We start from the raw sequence: 21,153 nt of genomic DNA on the forward strand, positions 1-21,153 counted from the left end.
GGTCAAAGTGGGCGCAGATCTTACCCAACCCGATCTGCGCTGGCAAGCCTCTTTCAGATACAAACTTCTGCAACCAGTTTGGCCAAGGCCTCGGCATGCGTGCGCACCTGGCTTTCGTCGTCGCCCTCGACCATCACCCGCACCAAGGGCTCGGTGCCGGACTTGCGCAGCAACACACGGCCACGCCCTGCCATGTCCTCGGTCACCTTGGCACTGGCTTCCTTGACTGCCGGGTGCTCCAGCGGGTCGACCTTGCTTGCGCCGAAACGCACGTTGATCAGTACCTGCGGGCACTTGCGCAGGGCCTGGCGCGCCTGTGCCAGGGTCTCGCCGCGGCGCTTGAGGGCCATCAACACCTGCAGCGCGGCAATGATCGCGTCACCGGTGGTGGTGTGGTTACAGCACACCACGTGGCCGGAGTTCTCCCCGCCCACCAGCCAGTCGCGCTCGAGCAGTTCGGCCATCACGTAGCGGTCACCGACCTTGGCCCGCACGAACGGGATATCCAGGTCCTTGAGCGCCAACTCCAGGCCCAGGTTACTCATCAGCGTACCGACCACGCCGCCCTGGAGCTTGCCACGCTCCTGCAGGTCGCGTGCGATGATGAACAGCAATTCGTCACCGTCGACGATGGCACCGGTGTGGTCGACCATCAGCACGCGGTCGCCATCGCCATCGAAGGCGATGCCCAGGTCGGCGTGCCCGACCAGCACGGCGGCCTGCAGCGATTCGATATGGGTCGAGCCACAGCCTTCGTTGATGTTCAAACCATCGGGTTGCGCGTGCAGCACCGTCACATCGGCACCCAGCTCACGGAACACGCTCGGCGCGACCTTGTAGGTGGCGCCGTGGGCGCAGTCGACCACAAGCTTCAGGCCATCGAAGCTGGTGCTGCTCGGCACACTGCTCTTGCAGAACTCGATGTAGCGACCAGCGGCATCGTTGATGCGCGAAACCTTGCCCAGCTTGCTGGATTCGACCACGGTCATCGGCTGATCGAGCAACTCCTCGATCATCAGCTCGACTTCGTCCGGCAACTTGGTGCCCTGGCCCGAGAAGAACTTGATGCCGTTGTCATCGTGGGGATTGTGCGAGGCACTGATGACGATGCCGGCTTCGGCATGGAAGGTGCGAGTGAGGTAGGCGATCGCCGGGGTCGGCATGGGGCCGAGCAGCAGCACATCGGCACCCGCCGCGGAAAGGCCGGCCTCGAGTGCGGATTCGAACATGTAGCCGGAAATACGCGTGTCCTTGCCGACCAGCACGCGGCAATTGCCCTGCTTGCGGAAGGCCATGCCCGCCGCCCAGCCCAGCTTCAGCATGAAGTCTGGCGTGATCGGGTATTCGCCGACGCGGCCACGAATGCCGTCGGTACCAAAGTATTTTCTGCTCATAGGGACTCCAATGTTCTTATTCGGCGTTCTGTACTGCAGCAATCATGCGCACGACATCGACGGTTTCGGCCACATCATGGACGCGCAGGATACTGGCCCCCTTGGTCATGGCCAGAGCCGCCAGCGCCAGGCTGCCATACAACCGCTCAGCGACCGGACGATCCAGCGTCAGGCCGATCATGCTCTTGCGTGAAACGCCCACCAGTAGCGGGCGACCGAGGCGATAAAGCGCCTCCATGTGTTTGAACAGGCTCAGGTTGTGCGCCAGCGTCTTGGCGAAACCGAAGCCTGGGTCGAGGATGATGCGTTCCTCGGCAATGCCAGCCGCCGCGCAGGCGGCCATGCGCTGTTCAAGATAACGCGTTACATCCGCGGTTACATCTTCGTAATGCGGGTCATCCTGCATGTTTCCAGGTTCGCCGCGCATGTGCATGAGGCACACCGGCAAGCCGGTATCTGCCGCTGCATCCAGGGCGCCGTCGCGCTCCAGGGCCCGCACATCGTTGATCAGGCCCGCACCGAGGCGTGCCGACTCGCGAATCACGGCAGGCGTTGAAGTATCCACGGAAATCACCACATCGAGGCGACTGTTGATAGCCTCGACCATCGGCGCCACCCGCTCCAACTCTTCGGTCACCGATACCGCGCGAGCGCCAGGGCGCGTCGACTCCCCGCCGATATCGATCAGCGTGGCACCCGCCGCGACCATGGCCTCGGCATGGCGCAACGCTTCGTCACGCTGGCTGAAGCGCCCGCCATCGGAGAAGGAATCGGGAGTGATATTGAGAATACCCATGACATGGGTACGGGACAAATCAAGAACCCGGTTGCCGCAAGGCAACCGGGTCGGGTACAGCTTCGAGCTCATAGATGCCCTTAGTGTTGAGCCGCTGGGCCGCCGATCGGCGATTCCGGACGGTCATTCTGGGCAGCCGGGGTGCCCGAGGTCTTGTCGTCGTCCCAGTCACGCGGTTCGCGTGGGGTGCGGCCGGACATGATGTCGTCGATCTGGTCGGCGTCGATGGTCTCGTACTTCATCAGCGCTTCGGCCATGGCGTCGAGCTTGTCGCGGTTGTCGGTCAGCAGCTGCTTGGCAGTGGCGTAGCACTGATCGATGATGCTGCGCACTTCGGAGTCGATCAGCTTGGCCGTTTCGCCGGAAACGCTGGCGTGCTGGCTACCGGCACTGCGACCAAGGAACACCTCGCCCTCTTCTTCCGCGTACATCAGCGGGCCGAGTTTCTCGGACAGGCCCCACTTGGTAACCATGTTACGGGCGATCTGGCTGGCCCGCATGATGTCGTTGGAGGCACCGGTGGTGACGCCATCAAAGCCCAGGGTCATCTCTTCGGCGATACGGCCGCCATACAGCGAGCAGATCTGGCTGATCAACGCACGCTTGGACAGGCTGTAACGGTCTTCCTCAGGCAGGAACATGGTCACGCCCAGGGCACGGCCACGTGGAATGATCGAAACCTTGTAGACCGGGTCGTGCTCGGGCACCAGGCGGCCGACGATGGCATGACCTGCCTCGTGGTAAGCGGTGTTCTGCTTCTCTTTCTCGGACATGACCATGGTCTTGCGCTCGGCGCCCATCATGATCTTGTCCTTGGCCAGTTCGAACTCTTTCATTTCGACCAGGCGCTTGTTGGAGCGAGCAGCGAACAGAGAAGCCTCGTTGACCAGGTTGGCCAGGTCGGCACCGGAGAAGCCCGGGGTACCACGAGCAATGACTGCCGGGTTGACGTTTTCGCCGACCGGCACCTTGCGCATGTGCACCTTGAGGATCTGCTCACGGCCACGGATGTCCGGCAGGCCGACCACTACCTGGCGGTCGAAGCGGCCGGGGCGCAGCAGCGCCGGGTCAAGGACGTCCGGACGGTTGGTGGCGGCGATGACGATGATGCCATCGTTCATTTCGAAGCCGTCCATCTCTACCAGCAGCTGGTTGAGGGTCTGCTCGCGCTCGTCATGGCCACCGCCCATGCCGGCGCCACGGTGGCGACCGACGGCGTCGATTTCGTCGATGAAGATGATGCACGGTGCGTGCTTCTTGGCCTGCTCGAACATGTCGCGCACGCGGCTGGCACCTACGCCGACGAACATCTCGACGAAGTCGGAACCGGAAATGGTGAAGAACGGCACCTTGGCTTCACCCGCAATGGCCTTGGCCAGCAGGGTCTTACCGGTACCCGGTGGGCCAACCATCAGCACACCACGCGGGATGCGGCCACCCAGGCGCTGGAACTTGCCCGGGTCGCGCAGGAACTCGACCAGCTCGCCAACCTCTTCCTTGGCCTCGTCGCAACCCGCAACGTCAGCCAGGGTGGTCTTGACCTGGTCTTCGGACAGCAGGCGTGCCTTGCTCTTGCCGAAGCTCATCGGCCCGCCCTTGCCGCCCGCGCCGCCTTGCATCTGGCGCATGAAGAACATGAATACGGCAATGATCACCAGGATCGGGAAGCTGGCCACCAGCAGTTGCGTCCAGATGCTCTGCTGCTCGGGCTGCTTGCCTTCGACGACCACGTGGTTGTCGACCAGGTCGCCGATCAGGCCATTGTCGGTGATGGCCGGGCGCACGGTCTTGAAGTTGTCGCCGTCGGCGCGCTTGCCGGTAATGATGTAGCCGTCGACGGTCACACGCTCGACCTTGCCATCCTTGACCTGCTGGATGAAGTCGGAATAGTTGAGGGTCTGCGGCTCGTTAGGGCTGGAGAAGTTGTTCATCACCGTCACCAGGACAGCCGCGATGATCAACCACAGGATCAGATTCTTTGCCATGTCGTTCAATTCGCTACCCTCTGAGGCCGGCGCACGACGCAGCCGTGCCTCGCATGATATTCATCGCCCTAACTTACTACATTACCTACGCATCCGCAGGCACCGTCTGTAACCCTTTGTGAAAGCTAGACTACACGAAGTTCGGACAATCCAGACGGGCCAGCCAATTGGAAATAACTATCGGCCACCCCGCATTACGCCTCATTCCCCCTTGAAACCCCTGGCCAGCAGGTACTGTTCGCGAGAACGGTCCCGCGACGACGACGGCTTGCGCATCTGCACCTTGTCGAACTTGCTGCGCACGTCCTTGAGGTATACGTCGAAGCCTTCGCCCTGGAAGATCTTGATCAGGAAATCGCCGCCGGGCTTGAGCACGCGGGTCGCCAGATCCAGAGCCAGCTCGCAGAGAAACATGGCACGCGGCATGTCCACCGCAGGCGTACCACTCATATTGGGGGCCATATCGGAAATCACAAGGTCTACGTGCGAATCGCCGACTGCCTGGAGAATCTGCTGCAGCACTTCATCCTGGGTAAAGTCGCCCTGGATGAAGGTCACATCAGGGATCGAGTCCATTTCCAGGATATCGGAGGCAATCAGCCGGCCCTGGCCACCAATCAGACGACTGGTCACCTGCGACCACCCGCCCGGGGCCGCGCCAAGGTCAATCACGCTCATGCCGGGGCGGATCAGGCGGTCTTTTTCCTGGATCTCAAGCAGTTTGTAGCTCGCGCGCGAACGGTAGCCATCCTTTTGCGCCTGCTTCACAAAAGGGTCGTTAAAATGCTCTCGCAGCCAGTTGGCGCTGCTTTTGGAACGTTGTACCACGGGGCACCTCGATGATATGCGTCGTGTTTGACTGGGCGGAGCCACAGGCCCTCGGGTAAAATGCCCGTCAATTTTACAGAATCAGACGGAAAGGGTCAGATTATGCCGCTCAATAACGAGCAGAAGAAGCAATACAAGTCCATTGGTCATGACCTGAAGCCGGTCCTGATCGTTGCCGGCAACGGTTTGAATGAAGGCGTGATCGCCGAACTCGAGCGTGCACTCGCCGACCATGAACTGATCAAGGTCGAGATTCGCTCGGAAGATCGCGAAGAGCGTGCTGCCGCCATCGCCGAGCTGTGCAAGGCCGGCCGCGCCGAGCTGGTGCAAACCATCGGCAAGAAAGCGCTGATCTATCGCAAGAACCCACAGCCGAACAAGCAGCTGTCCAACATCCACCGCTACAAGTAACGGCGGCTCCGATCAGTGGCGCGCCTGGCGCGCCCTGACCGGTACTGGCTGGGCCACCAGCACGATGCCGGAAAAGCCCAGCACCAGGAAACAGAACATCTGCCAGCGCTCACCGACCGAGATGCCATAGCGCAAGGTGTAGTACCCCACGCAGGCCGCAAGGCCGAGCAACAGCATCTGACCACGGAACTGTCGCCACCAGGCCGGCAGGCCGTCGACCCGCGCCAGTACCGCCAGCTGCGTCAGCAGCCCGAGCAACGCCACGCCAATCAACCAGCGGTCGATCTGCCCGGCGATGTCCTGCACCAGCAAGGGTGCCAGGCCACTGACCTTGAGTGCCGGCACCAACCCCACATGGAACACCCACAGGCCACCGACCCAGAAAACCTGGGCCAGTTGCCAGAGGATCCCCTCCAGGGAAGGCGCCCGCAGGCGCCGGTCAGATGTGCTTGACTTCGACAATCTCGTACTCGACCGTGCCGCTTGGCGTCTTGACGACGACCGTATCACCTTCTTCCTTGCCGATGATGGCACGGGCAATGGGCGCACCGCTCGAAAGCTTGCCCTGCTTCACGTCGGCTTCGTCCTCGCCAACGATCTGGTAGGTCACCTCGTCATCGGTTTCGGTATTGGCCAGCACCACGGTGGTGCCGAAAATGACCTTGCCGGTGTGAGGAATAGTGGTCACGTCGATCACGACCGAGTTCTGCAGGCGGCCTTCGATATCGCGGATACGCGCCTCGACCATGCCCTGCTCCTCACGGGCGGCATGGTATTCGGCGTTCTCCTTGAGGTCGCCCAGCTCGCGCGCTTCACCAATTGCCTGGCTCAGGCGCGGGCGCTCGGTCTTGCTCAGGAACAGGTGTTCCTCTTCCAGGGCGCGAGCGCCCTGGACGGTCATCGGGTACTTGGTAATGCTCATGCTTTAAGTCCTGCATGCAGATCCTGCAAGCGGCGAACGGTCTTTTCAGGGCCGAATTTCAGCGCTTCGCAGATGGCTTCACCAGCCGCAATGGTCGTGGTGCAGTAGATCTTGTGCTGCAACGCATTGCGACGAATCGAGTAGGAATCGGCGATCGACTGGCGGCCTTCGGTGGTGTTGATGATCAGCGACACTTCGTCATTCTTGATCATGTCGACCACGTGCGGGCGACCCTCGGTCACTTTGTTCACACGGCGCACTTTCAGGCCAGCCGCTTCGATGACCTTGGCGGTACCTGCAGTAGCAACCACTTCAAAGCCCAGGGCAATCAGGTCGCGAGCAACGCCAGCCACTTGTGGCTTGTCGTCGTCACGCACGCTGATGAACGCGGTACCGCCGGTCGGCAGCACTTCGCTGGCACCCATCTGGGCCTTGGCGAAGGCTTCGCCGAAGCTGTCGCCGACACCCATGACTTCACCGGTGGATTTCATCTCAGGGCCGAGGATCGGGTCAACCCCTGGGAACTTGGCGAACGGGAAGACGGCTTCCTTGACGCTGTAGAAGTTCGGGATGATTTCCTGGGTGAAGCCCAGCTCTTTCAGGGTTTTGCCAGCCATCACGCGGGCCGCGATCATGGCCAGGGAGGTGCCGATGCACTTGGAGACGAACGGCACGGTACGCGAGGCGCGCGGGTTGACTTCGATCACGTAGATCTTGTCGCCCTGCAGGGCCAGCTGCACGTTCATCAGGCCGACCACGCCCAGCTCCAGGGCCATCTTGCGCACCTGGTCGCGCACTTCGTCCTGCACTTCCTTGCTCAGCGAGTACGGCGGCAGCGAGCACGCCGAGTCACCAGAGTGAACACCGGCCTGCTCGATGTGCTGCATGATCGCGCCGATCACCACATCAGTGCCGTCGCAGACCGCATCCACGTCCATCTCGATGGCGCAGTTGAGGAAGTGGTCGAGCAGCACCGGGCTGTCGTTGGAAACCTGTACCGCTTCACGCAGGTAGCGCTTGAGCTCGTCCAGCTCGTAGACGATTTCCATCGCACGGCCGCCCAGTACGTAGGACGGGCGCACCACCAGCGGGTAGCCGATACCGCCCGCGGCGCGGATGGCTTCTTCTTCGCTGCGCACGGTGGCGTTTGGCGGCTGCAGCAGGTTCAGGCGCTGAACCATCTGCTGGAAGCGCTCGCGGTCTTCGGCGCGGTCGATGGCGTCCGGGCTGGTACCGATGATCGGCACGCCGGCTTCTTCCAGGGCGCGAGCCAGTTTCAGCGGGGTCTGGCCGCCGTAGTGGACGATCACGCCCTTCGGCTTCTCGACGCGGCAGACTTCCAGCACGTCTTCCAGGGTCAGCGGCTCGAAGTACAGGCGGTCGGAGGTGTCGTAGTCGGTGGAGACGGTTTCCGGGTTGCAGTTGACCATGATGGTCTCGTAACCGTCTTCACGCAGCGCCAGGGCCGCGTGCACGCAGCAGTAGTCGAACTCGATGCCTTGGCCAATACGGTTCGGGCCGCCACCCAGGATCATGATCTTGTCACGGGTCGACGGGTTGGCCTCGCACTCTTCCTCGTAGGTCGAATACAGGTAGGCGGTGTCGGTGGCGAACTCGGCGGCGCAGGTGTCGACGCGCTTGTACACCGGGAACACTTCCAGCTTGTGGCGGTGGCGACGCAGGTTCTTGTCGGTGATGCCGAGCAGCTTGGCCAGGCGCTGGTCCGAGAAGCCCTTGCGCTTGAGGCGCAGCATGTAGTCCTTGTCGATCGCCGATAGGGCCAGGGTCTTGACCTTCTCTTCTTCCTTGATCAGATCTTCCATCTGCACCAGGAACCACATGTCGATGCCGGTCAGGGCGAAGATCTCTTCGCAGGTCATGCCCGAACGCATGGCGTCGGCCACGTACCAGATACGCTCGGCGCCCGGCACGGTCAGCTCGCGCTTGAGGATGCCGGCCGCTTCCGGGCTGGCCAGGTCGACTTTCGGGTCGAGGCCGCAAGCGCCGACTTCCAGGCCGCGCAGGGCTTTCTGCAGGGATTCCTGGAAGGTACGGCCGATGGCCATGACTTCACCCACGGATTTCATCTGGGTGGTCAGGCGGGCGTCGGCCTTGGGGAATTTCTCGAAGGCGAAGCGCGGCAGCTTGGTGACGACGTAGTCGATCGACGGCTCGAAGGAGGCTGGGGTACGGCCGCCGGTGATGTCGTTCTGCAGTTCGTCGAGGGTGTAGCCGATGGCCAGCTTGGCGGCGATCTTGGCGATCGGGAAGCCGGTAGCCTTGGACGCCAGCGCCGAGGAACGCGAAACGCGCGGGTTCATCTCGATCACGACCATGCGGCCAGTGTTCGGGCAGATACCGAACTGCACGTTGGAACCGCCGGTTTCGACACCGATTTCACGCAGCACCGCCAGCGAGGCGTTGCGCATGATCTGGTATTCCTTGTCGGTCAGGGTCTGCGCTGGAGCAACAGTGATCGAGTCACCGGTGTGCACGCCCATCGGGTCGAAGTTTTCGATGGAGCAGACGATGATGCAGTTGTCCTTCTTGTCGCGGACCACCTCCATCTCGTATTCCTTCCAGCCGATCAGCGATTCGTCGATCAGCAGTTCCTTGGTCGGCGACAGGTCCAGGCCACGGGTGCAGATTTCTTCGAATTCTTCACGGTTGTAGGCGATGCCGCCGCCAGTGCCGCCCATGGTGAACGACGGGCGGATGATGCACGGGAAGCCGAGCTTCTCGAGCACCGCATAGGCCTCTTCCATGCTGTGGGCGATACCCGAGCGCGGGCACTCCAGGCCGATGTCCTTCATGGCCTTGTCGAAGCGCGAGCGGTCTTCGGCCTTGTCGATGGTGTCGGCGTTGGCACCGATCATCTCCACGCCGAACTTTTCCAGCACGCCGTGGCGCTCCAGGTCCAGGGCGCAGTTCAGTGCGGTCTGGCCACCCATGGTCGGCAGGACGGCGTCAGGGCGCTCTTTCTCGATGATCTTGGCCACCGACTGCCACTTGATCGGCTCGATGTAGGTGGCGTCGGCCATGGCCGGGTCGGTCATGATGGTGGCCGGGTTGGAGTTCACCAGGATGACGCGGAAACCTTCCTCGCGCAGGGCTTTGCAAGCCTGGGCGCCGGAGTAGTCGAATTCGCAGGCCTGGCCGATCACGATCGGGCCAGCGCCGAGAATCAGGATGCTTTTGATGTCTGTACGTTTTGGCATGGTTGTCACTCAAATCCGGGGTCAGTCGGCAAGCCGCTTTGAACAATCTGGGTCAGGCGCTGCCGGGCGCGGCAGGTGCCGGCCCGGGGCCTTGAAGCAGGATGCTCAGCGGCGCTTGGCCATGGCATCGGTGAAACGATCGAACAGTGGCGCGACGTCGGTCGGGCCCGGGCTCGCTTCAGGGTGGCCCTGGAAGCTGAACGCGCTCTTGTCGGTGCGCTCGATGCCCTGCAGGGTACCGTCGAACAGCGACTTGTGGATGGCGCGGACATTGCCCGGCAGGGTCGCTTCGTCGACGGCGAAACCGTGGTTCTGGCTGGTGATCATGACCACGCCGGTGTCCAGGTCCTGGACCGGGTGGTTGGCGCCGTGGTGGCCGTGGCCCATCTTCACGGTCTTGGCGCCGGAGGCCAGGGCCAGCAGCTGGTGGCCGAGGCAGATGCCGAAGACCGGGATCTCGGTTTCAAGGATTTCCTTGATCGCCTGGATCGCGTAGTCGCATGGCTCGGGGTCGCCAGGGCCGTTGGACAGGAACACGCCATCGGGGTTGAGGGCGAGCACTTCGCTGGCTGGGGTCTGGGCAGGCACCACGGTCACGCGGCAGCCGCGGGCAACCAGCATGCGCAGGATGTTCAGCTTGACGCCGTAGTCGAAGGCGACCACGTGGTACGGCAGGTCGGCAGCGTCGATGGTCGGGTGGCTGTCGGTTTTCAGCTCCCACACGCTGGAGCGCCACTCGTAGCGTTCCTTGGTGGACACGACCTTGGCCAGGTCCATGCCTTTGAGGCCTGGGAAGCCGCGGGCAGCGGCGATGGCGGCCTCTTCGCTGATGTTGTCACCGGCGAGGATGCAACCGTTCTGGGCGCCCTTTTCACGCAGGATACGGGTCAGGCGGCGGGTGTCGATGCCAGCGATGGCGACGACATTGTTGGCCTTGAGGTACTCAGGCAGCGACTGGGTGTTGCGCCAGTTGCTGGCCAGCAGCGGCAGGTCACGGATGACCAGGCCAGCGGACCAGACACGGTTCGACTCGGCGTCTTCCGGCGTGGTGCCGGTGTTGCCGATGTGCGGGTAGGTCAGGGTAACGATTTGCTGCGCGTAGGAAGGGTCTGTAAGGATTTCCTGGTAGCCGGTCATAGCGGTGTTGAATACCACCTCACCAACGGTTTGACCGTCGGCACCAATGGCTTCACCGCGAAAAATACTGCCGTCGGCAAGGGCGAGTATGGCTGGCTTTGTCAAGAAGACCTCCCGTAAATCAAGCATGAAAGGGCGATCGCAGGTTGCAAAAAAGCGGAGTGACGTATGGACACGTCACCCCGCTTTTATGTGCTGAATTCAATTCGCTGCGCGCTTTTAGTGGACACACTAAAGCTGTAGCTTACAGAAAAGTGCGTTTTCGGTCTACCGCATATGTGCCTCTAAAACACATGATTGCGACAGAGGGGTGCGTTGCACCCCCATCGCCGGCAAGCCGGCTCCCACAAAGAACGCCACAAGGCTCTGGGCCTGCGCGCTTCCCGTGGGAGCCGGCTTGCCGGCGATGAGGCCATCAAGGCTTAGCGCAGCTCCAGCACGTCCTGCATGTCATACAGGCCCGGCTCGCGGCCGTCGAGCCACAGCGCCGCACGCACGGCGCCCTTGGCGAAGGTCATGCGGCTGGAGGCCTTGTGGGTGATCTCCAGGCGCTCGCCTTCGGCGGCGAACAGCACGGTGTGATCGCCGACCACATCGCCGGCACGCACGGTGGCAAAGCCGATGGTCTTGCGGTCACGCGCACCGGTCTGGCCTTCACGGCCATACACCGCCACTTCCTGCAGGTCACGCCCCAGCGCATTGGCAACCACTTCACCCATGCGCAGCGCGGTACCCGACGGCGCATCGACCTTGTGCCGGTGGTGCGCCTCGATGATCTCGATGTCGACATCGTCACCCAGCACACGCGCCGCCATGTCCAGCAGCTTGAGGCTGAGGTTGACGCCGACGCTGAAGTTGGCGGCGAACACGATCGGAATGTCCTTGCCCGCCTCGGCCAGCAACTGCTTCTCCTCGACGGTGAAGCCGGTGGTGCCGATGATCATCGCCTTGCCGTGCTTGCGGCAGAACGCCAGGTTCTTCAAGGTCACCGACGGGTGAGTGAAGTCGATCAGCACATCGAACTCGTCGGCAACCTTGGCCAGGTCATCGGACAGCAGCACGCCGATCCGGCCGAGGGCTGCCAACTCACCAGCGTCAGCGCCGACCAGCGAGCTGTCCGGACGGTCGATCGCTGCGGTCAGCCCGGCACCCGGGGTTTGCTGCACGGCTTCGACGAGGGTCTTGCCCATCCGCCCTGCCGCGCCCATCACTGCAATACGTCGCATAGCCAATTCCTTATCAGAGATCGCCGAAGAAGCGCTTCACGCCATCGAACCAGCCATTGGCCTTGGGCGAGTGGGAGCTGTCACCTTCGAGCGAGTCACGCAGCTCTTCGAGCAGCTCGCGCTGACGGCGGCTGAGGTTGACCGGGGTCTCGACCGCCACGCGGCACAGCAGGTCACCTGCACCACCACCACGCACCGGCGCCACACCCTTGCCGCGCAGGCGGAACTGCTTGCCGGTCTGGGTGCCTTCGGGGATCTTCAGCTTCACGCGGCCATCGAGGGTCGGCACTTCCAGCTCGCCACCCAAGGCAGCATCGGTGTAGCTGATCGGCACTTCGCAGTACAGGTGCTTGCCGTCACGCTGGAAGATCTCGTGCTCGCGCACGTTGATCACCACATACAGGTCGCCAGTCGGGCCGCCGTGGGTGCCCGCCTCGCCTTCGCCGGACAGGCGGATGCGGTCGCCGGTATCGACGCCAGCCGGCACTTTGACCGACAGGGTCTTGTATTCCTCGACACGGCCTTCGCCGTGGCACGAGCCGCAAGGGTCGGTAATGATCTTGCCCTGGCCGTGGCAACGTGGGCAGGTCTGCTGCACCGAGAAGAAGCCTTGCTGCATGCGCACCTGGCCGATGCCGCCGCAGGTCGGGCAGGTGGCCGGGGTCGAGCCCTTCTTGGCGCCGGAGCCATCGCAGGGCTTGCAGTTGACCAGCGTGGGTACGCGGATATTGACCGTGGTGCCACGCACCGCTTCTTCCAGGTTCAGCTCCAGGGTGTAGCGCAGGTCGCTGCCGCGCTGGGCGCCGCCACGCGAACCGCCGCGGCCGCCACCGAAGAAATCGCTGAACACATCACCGAAGATGTCGGAGAAGTTGGCGCCGCCGAAGCCGGCACCACCGCCACCCATGCTGGGGTCGACGCCGGCATGACCATATTGGTCGTAGGCCGCGCGCTTGCTCGCATCGGACAGCACTTCGTAGGCCTCGTTGGCCTCCTTGAACTGCTCTTCCGACTCTTTGTCACCCGGGTTGCGGTCGGGGTGGTACTTCATCGCCAGGCGGCGATAGGCCTTTTTGAGATCACCTTCACTGGCGCCACGCTCGACACCCAGGACCTCATAATAATCACGCTTTGCCATAGGTCATTTGCACTCTTGGGGGCGTTCGGCATACCTCTGCGCTATGCGCTGTGCCGCAGCAGCTGCCAGCCCGCAGGGGCTTTGACAGATGCTGTAAAAATTCTCGTATTCCAGACACACCAACGCGGGAGCAAGCCCCCGCGCGGCGACATCCTACCAGTTCACCGGCTAACGCCGGTGAACTGGCCGACAACATGCAACGATTACTTCTTGTCGTCGCCTTTTACTTCTTCGAACTCGGCGTCAACCACGTCGTCGTGCTTGGCTTCAGGCTCGGCCTGCTGCTGGGCAGCGCCTTCCGGTTGCTGAGCCTGATCGGCGTACATCTTCTGGGCAACCGGTGCCGAGACCTTCGACAGCTCTTCGACCTTGGCGTCGATAGCAGCCTTGTCGTCGCCTTTGACGGCGGCTTCCAGGGCAACCACGGCCGCTTCGATGGCAGTCTTCTCTTCGGCGGTGACCTTGTCACCGGCGTCAGCGACCATCTTGCGGGTCGAGTGAACCAGTGCATCACCCTGGTTACGGGCAGCGGCCAGTTCTTCGAACTTGCGGTCTTCCTCGGCGTTGGCCTCGGCGTCACGCACCATGCGCTCGATTTCCTCGTCGGACAGGCCGGAGTTGGCCTTGATCACGATCGATTGAGCCTTGCCGGTGGCCTTGTCTTTGGCGCCGACGTGCAGGATGCCGTTGGCGTCGATGTCGAAGGTCACTTCGATCTGTGGCACGCCACGCGGTGCTGGCGGAATGTCAGCCAGGTCGAACTTGCCCAGCGACTTGTTCTGCGCAGCCTGCTTACGCTCGCCCTGCAGCACGTGAATGGTCACGGCGCCCTGGTTGTCGTCGGCAGTCGAGAACACCTGCGACTTCTTGGTCGGGATGGTGGTGTTCTTCTCGATCAGCGCGGTCATCACGCCGCCCATGGTTTCGATACCCAGGGTCAGCGGGCTGACGTCCAGCAGCAGCACGTCTTTCACGTCACCGGCCAGTACAGCGCCCTGGATGGCAGCACCCATGGCCACGGCTTCGTCCGGGTTGACGTCCTTGCGCGCTTCTTTACCGAAGAAGTCGGCAACGGCCTTCTGCACCATCGGCATACGGGTCTGGCCACCGACCAGGATCACGTCGTCGATCTTGCTGGCGTCGATGCCGGCGTCTTTCAGGGCGATGCGGCAAGGCTCGATGGTACGTTGAACCAGGTCTTCGACCAGCGACTCCAGCTTGGCGCGGGAGATCTTCACGTTCAGGTGCTTCGGACCGGTCGCATCTGCAGTGATGTACGGCAGGTTGACGTCGGTCGACTGAGTCGAGGACAGCTCGATCTTGGCTTTTTCAGCAGCTTCTTTCAGACGCTGCAGGGCCAGTGGATCGTTCTTCAGGTCCATGCCGGACTCTTTCTTGAACTCGTCGACGAGGTAGTCGATCAGGCGCATGTCGAAGTCTTCACCACCGAGGAAGGTGTCGCCGTTGGTGGCCAGTACTTCGAACTGGTGCTCACCGTCGACTTCGGCGATTTCGATGACCGAAACGTCGAAGGTACCACCACCCAGGTCATAAACGATGACGGTGTGATCGCCCTTGGCCTTGTCCATGCCGTAGGCCAGCGCAGCGGCGGTCGGCTCGTTGATGATGCGCTTGACGTCCAGGCCGGCGATGCGACCGGCGTCTTTGGTGGCCTGGCGCTGGCTGTCGTTGAAGTACGCCGGTACGGTGATGACCGCCTCGGTGACAGGCTCGCCGAGGTAGTCTTCGGCGGTCTTCTTCATTTTCTTCAGGACTTCGGCGCTGATCTGTGGTGGCGCCATGTCTTTGCCGTTGGCCTGGACCCAAGCGTCGCCGTTACCGCCCTTGACGATCTTGTAAGGCACCAGCTTGATGTCTTTCTGCACGACGTCTTCTTCGAAGCGGCGGCCGATCAGGCGCTTCACGGCGAACAGGGTGTTGTGCGGGTTGGTCACAGCCTGGCGCTTGGCCGACTGGCCGACCAGGATTTCGCCGTCGTTGGCGTAGGCCACGATCGAAGGGGTGGTACGCGCGCCTTCGGCGTTCTCGATGACCTTGACGTTACCGTTTTCCAGAATGGAGACGCACGAGTTGGTGGTCCCCAGGTCGATACCGATGATTTTGCCCATGTTTACTCTCCCGAAACTTGAATTTGGTGGCAGCGACTACTTTGGCCAACTGCGGTAATACTTGAAGGCTTGACACTTAGATGGGGATGCCCCGTCGGATTTCAAGCCTTCTCATCGATCGAAGGTTGCGGGGCGGCTGGCGCCTTGCTCACCACTACCATCGCAGGGCGCAGCAGGCGGCCGTTGAGCAGGTAGCCCTTCTGGAACACGTTGAGCACGCTGTTCGGCTCGACCTCGGCGTTTTCCTGCATGGCCATGGCCTGGTGGTGCTCAGGATTGAACGGCTGGCCGTGCGGGTCGATGGCTTCGAGGTTGTAGCGCTTGAGGGTGTCCTGGAACATCTTCAGGGTCAGCTCGACGCCATCGCGGATGGTCTTGACCTGATCGTCCTGGGCGCTCGAATGCGCCAGGGCCAGCTCCAGGCTGTCGATGACCGGCAGCAGGTCGCCGGCAAACTTCTCGAGGGCGAACTTGCGGGCCTTGTCGACTTCCTGTTCGGCGCGGCGGATGCTGTTCTGCGCTTCAGCTGCAACACGCAGGGATTGATCCTTGGCGGCGGCCAGCTGCTCCTCGAGCTCCTGAACGCGGGCGCCGTTATCCACTGGGGCGGCCTCTTCGGCATTAAGGTCTTTCTCGTTCAGCTGTTCGTCAGCCATGGGGTCTCTCCTCTGCAATTTCTGTTGTACGAGCAAAGCTCGCCGTGTCTGCCGGCTATATGGGGCCGGAAAAACTAGCTTCAAGGGGCAAGGCGGTTTTCCAGGCGGCGAGAAAATCCGCCGAGGGACATTGGCAGGGTCGAAAAAAGTACTGTATAAATAACCAGACCTGAACTTCGGGAGCCGCCCCCATGCTGGTGCACCTGTCCATTCACAACTACGCCATCGTCGAACACCTCGACCTCGAACTGGCCCGTGGCATGTCGGTCATCACCGGCGAAACCGGCGCCGGCAAATCGATCATGCTCGACGCTCTCGGCCTGGCCCTGGGCGACCGTGCCGACAGCGGCGTGGTGCGCCCCGGCGCCGACAAGGCGGACATCCTCGCCACCTTCGACCTGGTGGACATTCCCGAAGCACACACCTGGCTGGCCGAACGCGACCTGGACAACGACGGCCCGTGCATCCTGCGCCGCGTCATCACCGCAGAGGGCCGCAGCCGTGGCTACATCAACGGCACGCCCTGCCCCCTGGGCGACCTCAAGGCACTCGGCGAACTGCTGATCGATATCCACAGCCAGCACGAGCACCAGTCGCTGCTCAAGACCGACACCCACCGCCGCCTGCTCGACGAGTATGCCGGCGCCGTCGACCTGGCCCGCCAGGTGCAGCTGGCGGCCAAACGCTGGAACCAGACGCGCCTGGAGCGGGAGCGCCTGGCCAACTCCGGCGATGAACAACGCGCCCGCCACCAGCTGCTCAGCTACCAACTGGAAGAGCTGGACAACCTCGGCCTGGGTGAAAACGAACTGGAGCAACTGGAGCAGGAGCACAAGAACCTGACCAACGCCGAAGCCCTGTTCGGCATCTGCCGCCAGGTCATCGACCAGTGCAGCGAAAGCGACTCGGGCAACGTGCTCAGCGCCCTCACCTCCAGCCTCAACCGCCTCGGCGCTGCGGCCAATACACCCAAGGCCCTGGGCGAAGCTGCCAACCTGATTTCCAGCGCGCAGATCCAGATAGAGGAAGCCGTCGGCGAGCTCAACCGCTTCCTCGACAACTTCGACGCCGACCCGATGCGCCTGCAATCGCTCGAAGAACGCCTGGACACCATCTATACCCTGGCGCGCAAACACCGGGTACACCCAACCGAGCTGCCGCACCTGCAGCAGCAATTGATGGAAGAACTGGAAAGCCTGAATGCCAGCGACGAGTCGATCGAGCGCCTGGGCGAGGAGCTGACTGCCTTTGCCCAGCATTACCAGGCCAAGGCAGTCGAGCTGAGCGCCCTGCGCCAGCAGGCGGCCCAGCAACTGGCGATTGCCGTGGAACAGGAAATCCAGCGCCTGGGCATGCCGGGCGGGCGCTTCTGCATCGAGCTCACGCCCAATGAAGGCAACGACCTGTCGCCCCATGGCCTGGAGCAGATCGAACTGCTGGTCAGCGCCAACCCTGGGCAACCGCTCAAGGGCCTGGCAAAGGTGGCATCGGGCGGCGAGCTGTCACGTATCAGCCTGGCGATCCAGGTCATTACCGCGCAGACCTCGCGCATCCCGACCCTGGTGTTCGACGAGGTCGATGTCGGTATTGGCGGGCCTACTGCCGAGATCGTCGGCCAGTTGCTGCGCCGACTGGGCGAGCGCGGGCAGGTGCTGACCGTGACCCACCTGCCGCAAGTGGCAGCGCAGGGGCATCACCACCTGTTCGTGCACAAGGTGCGCAACAGCGACACCACCCATACCGCCGTGGCCAGCCTGGGCAAGCGCGAGCGGGTCGAGGAAGTGGCGCGGATGCTGGGCGGTATCGACCTGACCAAGGAATCGCTGGCCCATGCGCGCAAGATGGTGGTGTCCGGCAAGGCCTGATGTCGCTCGCAAGCTAGCGCATTGATTGTAGGAGCGGCCTTGTGTCGCGAAAGGGCCGCAACGCGGCCCCAGGAAGCCAGTTGCACAGCTTGAATTGCCGGGGCTGCGCTGCAGCCCTTTCGCGACACAAGGCCGCTCCTACAGCCCACCCGAAAAGCATTCTTCAAAAAGCACAAAGGCGACCCTGAGGTCGCCTTCGCTATTCATAACGATCGAAATCGTTACTTTTTCTTACGCACATACAGGACCAGGTTGTGGTCCACCAGCTCGTAGCCATGCTCGGCCACGATCTCCTTTTGACGCCGCTCGATTTCGGCATCCATGAATTCGATCACTTCGCTGGTCTCCACGTTGACCATATGGTCGTGGTGACCGCCGTCCGCCAGCTCGAACACCGCGTGACCGCCATCGAAGTTGTGCCGTACCACCAGCCCCGCCGCTTCGAACTGGGTCAGTACGCGATAGACGGTTGCCAGACCGACGTCCTCGCCAGCCTCCATCAGCGCCTTGTAGACATCTTCAGCGCTCATGTGACGTTGCTCGGTCGAATCGAGCATTTGAAGGATCTTGACTCGAGGCAGGGTTACCTTGAGACCGGCTTTGCGCAATTCGCTATTTTCAACCATGGTCAGCTTTCTCGCCGATGCTGCTTCGCAGCTTCTCTTAATACGGGTATGATCGGGGTTTACGTTGTCCAGCCAAGATAGTGGAAGTCGCCCACCGATGCAAAACACCAAGCTCTTGCTAAACAGCCTCGCCCTCGCGGGACTGCTCGCACTCGCCGGTTGCTCGTTTCCCGGGGTTTACAAAATCGACATCCAGCAGGGCAATGTCGTTACGCAGGACATGATAGACCAATTGCGCCCGGGAATGACCCGCCGGCAAGTAAGGTTTATCATGGGCAACCCGCTCATTCAGGATACGTTCAACACCAACCGTTGGGACTACCTGTACAGTCTGCAGCCTGGTGGCGGCCAACGCCAGCAGGAACGCATGAGCATCTTCTTCAACGAGAGCGACCAACTGGTCAGCCTGTCCGGCGACTTCATGCCCGGCGTGAGCAAGGACCAGGAAATCCTCGGTGGCAGCAGCGATACCACGGTCAGCCCGGCTACCCAGCCCGCTCAGCCCGCGCCGCAGCCGGAAGAAAAACCTGCCAAGCCAGGTTCGGTGGAAGAATCCATCCAGCGCGAAATCGATACCATCGAGACCACGCCGGTCCCGACCCCAGCACCGCTGGAAACCTCGCCGCAGTAAATGCAGGCGACATGAAAAAGCCCGGACATGTCCGGGCTTTTTTGTGGGCGCCTATACGCCTATATAAGCGATAAGCGCTTGCGACTAATCAGCCATTGAGCTGCTTGGCCCGCTGGCAGAAAGCATCCACCAGGGTATTGGCCGCCTGGTTGAACAGCGGCCCCAAGGTGGCGCGCACAATCGGCCCGGCATAGTCGAACGACAAGTCCAGGCTGATCTTGCAGGCCTTTTCACCCAGCGGTTTGAACACCCACAGGCCATGCAGCTGGGTAAACGGCCCTTCTTCCAGGTTCATCTCGATGGACTGCCCCGGCACCAGCACATTGCGCGTGACGAACTGCTGGCTCATGCCGCCCTTGGCCACCTCCAGCTTGGCCCGCATGTGCGTGTCGCTGGCCTCGATCACCGTCGAGGCCGAGCACCAAGGCAGGAATTTCGGGTAGCTGGCCACATCGTTGACCAGATCGTAGAGCGCCTGGGCAGGGTACGGCAGCAGGGCGGAGCGTTGAATATGGGTAGTCATCCAGGCGTCACTTCCAAGGCTGGGTGGCGGCGCTTCGCAGCGTGCCGAAAACAGGTTCTGTACGTATGACAGGGGCTGTATTGTCCGGTATTCACCGCAGTGGCTCAAGCTCACCTAAATCCCGTAGCCGACGACGCAGTGTCTTGCCTATAATGCCGCCCCTATGGCTAAGCAAAAGAAACATCCGACCGGGACCATCGCGCAGAACAAGAAAGCGCGACACGATTACTTCATCGAACACAAGTTCGAGGCCGGGCTGGTCCTGTCCGGCTGGGAAGTAAAAAGCCTGCGGGCCGGCAAGGCGCACCTGACCGACAGCTACGTGCTGCTCAAGGATGGCGAAGCCTGGCTGTTCGGCAGCCACATCACCCCGCTGACCGCCGCCAGCACCCACGTCATCGCCGACCCTACCCGCACCCGCAAGCTGCTGCTGAACAAGCGCGAGCTCGAGCGCGTGGAAGCGGCGGTGGCGCAGAAGGGCTACACCTGCGTGGCCCTGGCGCTGTACTGGAGCAAGCACCTGATCAAGTGCGAAATCGCGCTGGGCAAGGGCAAGAAGGAATTCGACAAGCGCGACACCATGCGCGAGCGCGATTCCAACCGCGAGCTGCAGCGTGCGGTGCGTAACAAGGGCAAGGAAGAGTAAGACTTCTTTAGCCTGTAGCGGCCCTATCGCCGGCAAGCCGGCTCCCACAGGGGACAGCACATGTCTTGCGTGGGAGCCGGCTTGCCGGCGATCAGGCCGGTAAAGCTCAACGCCCGCTGCGCCTCTCTGCCCGCGCCACCCGCTGCGCCTCGTCCTGCGCCTCTTCCAGCACCTCCTGCACATACAGAATGTGCCGGCTGGACACCTCCCGCGCATCCTCCGCCCTGCCCTCGACAATCGCCAGGTACAACTCGCGGTGCTGGCTGATCAGCATGTCGCGCGTTTCGCTACGCTGCTGGTACATGCCGCCAATGTTGGTCACCACGTTGCGCTTGAGCAGGTCGAACAAACCACGAATGGTATGCAGCAGCACGGCATTGTGGCTCGCCTCGGCAATCGCCAGGTGGAAGCGCGCATCCGCCGCCCCCTCCTCTGCCCGCGTCACTTCATCGGCCCGCGCATAGCAATCCTGCAAGGTATCGAACGCCGCCTTGAGCCGCTCGCGATCCGGCTCGGTAGCCCGCTGGGCCGCGTAATAGGCGCAGGAAGCCTCCAGCGTATGGCGAAACTCCAGCAGGTCACGCTGCGCCTCGGCGCTGTGCTCGAGCAGCTGCAGCAGCGGGTCACTGAAGGTCGAGCCCAGCGACTCGGCCACATAGTTGCCGCCACCTTGGCGGCTGACCAGCAAGCCCTTGGCCACCAGCTTCTGGATCGCCTCACGCAGTGACGGGCGCGACACACCGAACTGTTCGGCCAGGACGCGCTCGGCCGGCAGCCGCTGCCCGGAGGTCAGCGTGCCTTCGAGAATCATCCCTTCCAACCGATCGACGATATCGTCGGACAGGCGCCGTTGGCGGACCTGATCAAAAACCATCACATGCTCTCCACAAACCCCCGGCAGATTTCAGGGGGCGCCTATTCTCGCCGATCCGGCCGTCGCCAGCACCCATCAGCCAGTGATTTTCACTGGCGATCAGCTGCCCATTCATCGGCCCGCGAGCAAAGTTTTGCGCGGGACAAAT

Annotated in this window: 19 protein-coding genes; 4 read left to right on the top strand and 15 right to left on the bottom strand. The window is 62.3% G+C overall.

Features of this window, described 5'->3' with window-relative positions; translation table 11 throughout:
- Nucleotides 1–53: 53 nt before the first annotated feature.
- The 4 genes from glmM to rlmE all read right to left on the bottom strand — a co-directional run bounded on the left by glmM (nucleotide 54) and on the right by rlmE (nucleotide 5,003).
- The gene (gene glmM, locus L6D75_RS23410) at nucleotides 54–1,394 is read right to left on the bottom strand and encodes a phosphoglucosamine mutase (RefSeq protein WP_176517429.1); all 1,341 of its coding nucleotides are present in this window, start codon (nucleotides 1,392–1,394) and stop codon (nucleotides 54–56) included.
- A 16-nt stretch (nucleotides 1,395–1,410) separates the two neighbouring features.
- Nucleotides 1,411–2,262: a dihydropteroate synthase gene (folP, locus tag L6D75_RS23415; RefSeq protein ID WP_176517430.1), complete on the bottom strand. Its 852-nt coding sequence runs from the start codon at nucleotides 2,260–2,262 to the stop codon at nucleotides 1,411–1,413.
- An 8-nt stretch (nucleotides 2,263–2,270) separates the two neighbouring features.
- Nucleotides 2,271–4,175: an ATP-dependent zinc metalloprotease FtsH gene (gene ftsH, locus L6D75_RS23420; protein ID WP_176517431.1), complete on the bottom strand. Its 1,905-nt coding sequence runs from the start codon at nucleotides 4,173–4,175 to the stop codon at nucleotides 2,271–2,273.
- 201 nt (nucleotides 4,176–4,376) lie between these two features.
- Nucleotides 4,377–5,003, bottom strand: a complete 627-nt coding sequence (gene rlmE / locus L6D75_RS23425) for a 23S rRNA (uridine(2552)-2'-O)-methyltransferase RlmE (protein WP_176517432.1) — start codon at nucleotides 5,001–5,003, stop codon at nucleotides 4,377–4,379.
- Between the two features lie 102 nt (nucleotides 5,004–5,105).
- On the opposite strand from rlmE, the gene yhbY reads away from it, so the two are divergent.
- Nucleotides 5,106–5,414 (top strand): ribosome assembly RNA-binding protein YhbY, encoded by a 309-nt coding sequence (gene yhbY, locus L6D75_RS23430; protein WP_054892619.1) that lies wholly within the window; start codon nucleotides 5,106–5,108, stop codon nucleotides 5,412–5,414.
- 12 nt (nucleotides 5,415–5,426) lie between these two features.
- Here the strand turns inward: yhbY and L6D75_RS23435 are convergent, their stop codons facing one another.
- The 8 genes from L6D75_RS23435 to grpE form a co-directional block, all read right to left on the bottom strand.
- Nucleotides 5,427–5,876, bottom strand: a complete 450-nt coding sequence (locus tag L6D75_RS23435; protein WP_176517433.1) for an MFS transporter — start codon at nucleotides 5,874–5,876, stop codon at nucleotides 5,427–5,429.
- Nucleotides 5,854–6,336, bottom strand: a complete 483-nt coding sequence (gene greA / locus L6D75_RS23440; RefSeq protein ID WP_008098898.1) for a transcription elongation factor GreA — start codon at nucleotides 6,334–6,336, stop codon at nucleotides 5,854–5,856. Before greA ends, L6D75_RS23435 begins: the two co-directional genes overlap by 23 nt.
- Nucleotides 6,333–9,554: a carbamoyl-phosphate synthase large subunit gene (carB, locus tag L6D75_RS23445; RefSeq protein ID WP_176517434.1), complete on the bottom strand. Its 3,222-nt coding sequence runs from the start codon at nucleotides 9,552–9,554 to the stop codon at nucleotides 6,333–6,335. Before carB ends, greA begins: the two co-directional genes overlap by 4 nt.
- Before the next feature lie 105 nt (nucleotides 9,555–9,659).
- Nucleotides 9,660–10,796, bottom strand: a complete 1,137-nt coding sequence (gene carA, locus L6D75_RS23450; protein WP_003249935.1) for a glutamine-hydrolyzing carbamoyl-phosphate synthase small subunit — start codon at nucleotides 10,794–10,796, stop codon at nucleotides 9,660–9,662.
- A gap of 317 nt (nucleotides 10,797–11,113) precedes the next feature.
- Nucleotides 11,114–11,917, bottom strand: a complete 804-nt coding sequence (gene dapB / locus L6D75_RS23455) for a 4-hydroxy-tetrahydrodipicolinate reductase (RefSeq protein WP_236193857.1) — start codon at nucleotides 11,915–11,917, stop codon at nucleotides 11,114–11,116.
- 13 nt (nucleotides 11,918–11,930) lie between these two features.
- Nucleotides 11,931–13,055: a molecular chaperone DnaJ gene (gene dnaJ / locus L6D75_RS23460; RefSeq protein ID WP_176517370.1), complete on the bottom strand. Its 1,125-nt coding sequence runs from the start codon at nucleotides 13,053–13,055 to the stop codon at nucleotides 11,931–11,933.
- A 203-nt stretch (nucleotides 13,056–13,258) separates the two neighbouring features.
- Nucleotides 13,259–15,184 carry a molecular chaperone DnaK gene (dnaK, locus tag L6D75_RS23465; RefSeq protein ID WP_176517371.1) on the bottom strand — a complete coding sequence of 642 codons (1,926 nt, stop codon included), beginning with the start codon at nucleotides 15,182–15,184 and terminating at the stop codon, nucleotides 13,259–13,261.
- Nucleotides 15,185–15,285: 101 nt separating this feature from the next.
- A complete protein-coding gene (gene grpE / locus L6D75_RS23470; protein ID WP_176517372.1) occupies nucleotides 15,286–15,840 on the bottom strand; it encodes a nucleotide exchange factor GrpE in 555 nt (184 codons plus the stop codon).
- A 191-nt stretch (nucleotides 15,841–16,031) separates the two neighbouring features.
- Here grpE and recN point away from each other — a divergent pair, with 191 nt between their 5' ends.
- On the top strand, nucleotides 16,032–17,705 hold the full coding sequence (recN, locus tag L6D75_RS23475) for a DNA repair protein RecN (RefSeq protein WP_176517373.1): 1,674 nt from the start codon (nucleotides 16,032–16,034) through the stop codon (nucleotides 17,703–17,705).
- A 221-nt stretch (nucleotides 17,706–17,926) separates the two neighbouring features.
- On the opposite strand, the gene fur is transcribed toward recN, so the two are convergent.
- Entirely contained in the window at nucleotides 17,927–18,331 is a 405-nt protein-coding gene (fur, locus tag L6D75_RS23480) for a ferric iron uptake transcriptional regulator (RefSeq protein WP_008096237.1), read from the bottom strand.
- A gap of 97 nt (nucleotides 18,332–18,428) precedes the next feature.
- Between fur and L6D75_RS23485 the strand changes: the two genes are divergently transcribed.
- Nucleotides 18,429–18,962: an outer membrane protein assembly factor BamE gene (locus L6D75_RS23485; protein WP_176517374.1), complete on the top strand. Its 534-nt coding sequence runs from the start codon at nucleotides 18,429–18,431 to the stop codon at nucleotides 18,960–18,962.
- An 88-nt stretch (nucleotides 18,963–19,050) separates the two neighbouring features.
- Here L6D75_RS23485 and L6D75_RS23490 read toward each other — a convergent pair whose 3' ends face one another.
- Nucleotides 19,051–19,485 carry a type II toxin-antitoxin system RatA family toxin gene (locus L6D75_RS23490; RefSeq protein WP_176517375.1) on the bottom strand — a complete coding sequence of 145 codons (435 nt, stop codon included), beginning with the start codon at nucleotides 19,483–19,485 and terminating at the stop codon, nucleotides 19,051–19,053.
- Nucleotides 19,486–19,648: 163 nt separating this feature from the next.
- On the opposite strand from L6D75_RS23490, the gene smpB reads away from it, so the two are divergent.
- Nucleotides 19,649–20,131, top strand: a complete 483-nt coding sequence (smpB, locus tag L6D75_RS23495; protein ID WP_016391772.1) for an SsrA-binding protein SmpB — start codon at nucleotides 19,649–19,651, stop codon at nucleotides 20,129–20,131.
- Between the two features lie 106 nt (nucleotides 20,132–20,237).
- On the opposite strand, the gene L6D75_RS23500 is transcribed toward smpB, so the two are convergent.
- Nucleotides 20,238–21,005, bottom strand: a complete 768-nt coding sequence (locus L6D75_RS23500) for an FCD domain-containing protein (RefSeq protein ID WP_176517376.1) — start codon at nucleotides 21,003–21,005, stop codon at nucleotides 20,238–20,240.
- Nucleotides 21,006–21,153: the final 148 nt, after the last annotated feature.

Origin of the sequence: Pseudomonas faucium (assembly GCF_021602585.1) — a bacterium.
GTDB lineage: Bacteria > Pseudomonadota > Gammaproteobacteria > Pseudomonadales > Pseudomonadaceae > Aquipseudomonas > Aquipseudomonas faucium.

Excerpts from the sequence above, each read along its gene's own strand:
- glmM (WP_176517429.1), bottom strand. The coding sequence starts at position 1,394 with ATGAGCAGAAAATACTTTGGTACCGACGGCATTCGTGGCCGCGTCGGC.
- folP (WP_176517430.1), bottom strand. The coding sequence starts at position 2,262 with ATGAGCTCGAAGCTGTACCCGACCCGGTTGCCTTGCGGCAACCGGGTT.
- ftsH (WP_176517431.1), bottom strand. The coding sequence starts at position 4,175 with ATGGCAAAGAATCTGATCCTGTGGTTGATCATCGCGGCTGTCCTGGTG.
- yhbY (WP_054892619.1), top strand. The coding sequence starts at position 5,106 with ATGCCGCTCAATAACGAGCAGAAGAAGCAATACAAGTCCATTGGTCAT.
- greA (WP_008098898.1), bottom strand. The coding sequence starts at position 6,336 with ATGAGCATTACCAAGTACCCGATGACCGTCCAGGGCGCTCGCGCCCTG.
- carB (WP_176517434.1), bottom strand. The coding sequence starts at position 9,554 with ATGCCAAAACGTACAGACATCAAAAGCATCCTGATTCTCGGCGCTGGC.
- dapB (WP_236193857.1), bottom strand. The coding sequence starts at position 11,917 with ATGCGACGTATTGCAGTGATGGGCGCGGCAGGGCGGATGGGCAAGACC.
- dnaJ (WP_176517370.1), bottom strand. The coding sequence starts at position 13,055 with ATGGCAAAGCGTGATTATTATGAGGTCCTGGGTGTCGAGCGTGGCGCC.
- dnaK (WP_176517371.1), bottom strand. The coding sequence starts at position 15,184 with ATGGGCAAAATCATCGGTATCGACCTGGGGACCACCAACTCGTGCGTC.
- grpE (WP_176517372.1), bottom strand. The coding sequence starts at position 15,840 with ATGGCTGACGAACAGCTGAACGAGAAAGACCTTAATGCCGAAGAGGCC.
- recN (WP_176517373.1), top strand. The coding sequence starts at position 16,032 with ATGCTGGTGCACCTGTCCATTCACAACTACGCCATCGTCGAACACCTC.
- fur (WP_008096237.1), bottom strand. The coding sequence starts at position 18,331 with ATGGTTGAAAATAGCGAATTGCGCAAAGCCGGTCTCAAGGTAACCCTG.
- L6D75_RS23485 (WP_176517374.1), top strand. The coding sequence starts at position 18,429 with ATGCAAAACACCAAGCTCTTGCTAAACAGCCTCGCCCTCGCGGGACTG.
- L6D75_RS23490 (WP_176517375.1), bottom strand. The coding sequence starts at position 19,485 with ATGACTACCCATATTCAACGCTCCGCCCTGCTGCCGTACCCTGCCCAG.
- smpB (WP_016391772.1), top strand. The coding sequence starts at position 19,649 with ATGGCTAAGCAAAAGAAACATCCGACCGGGACCATCGCGCAGAACAAG.
- L6D75_RS23500 (WP_176517376.1), bottom strand. The coding sequence starts at position 21,005 with ATGGTTTTTGATCAGGTCCGCCAACGGCGCCTGTCCGACGATATCGTC.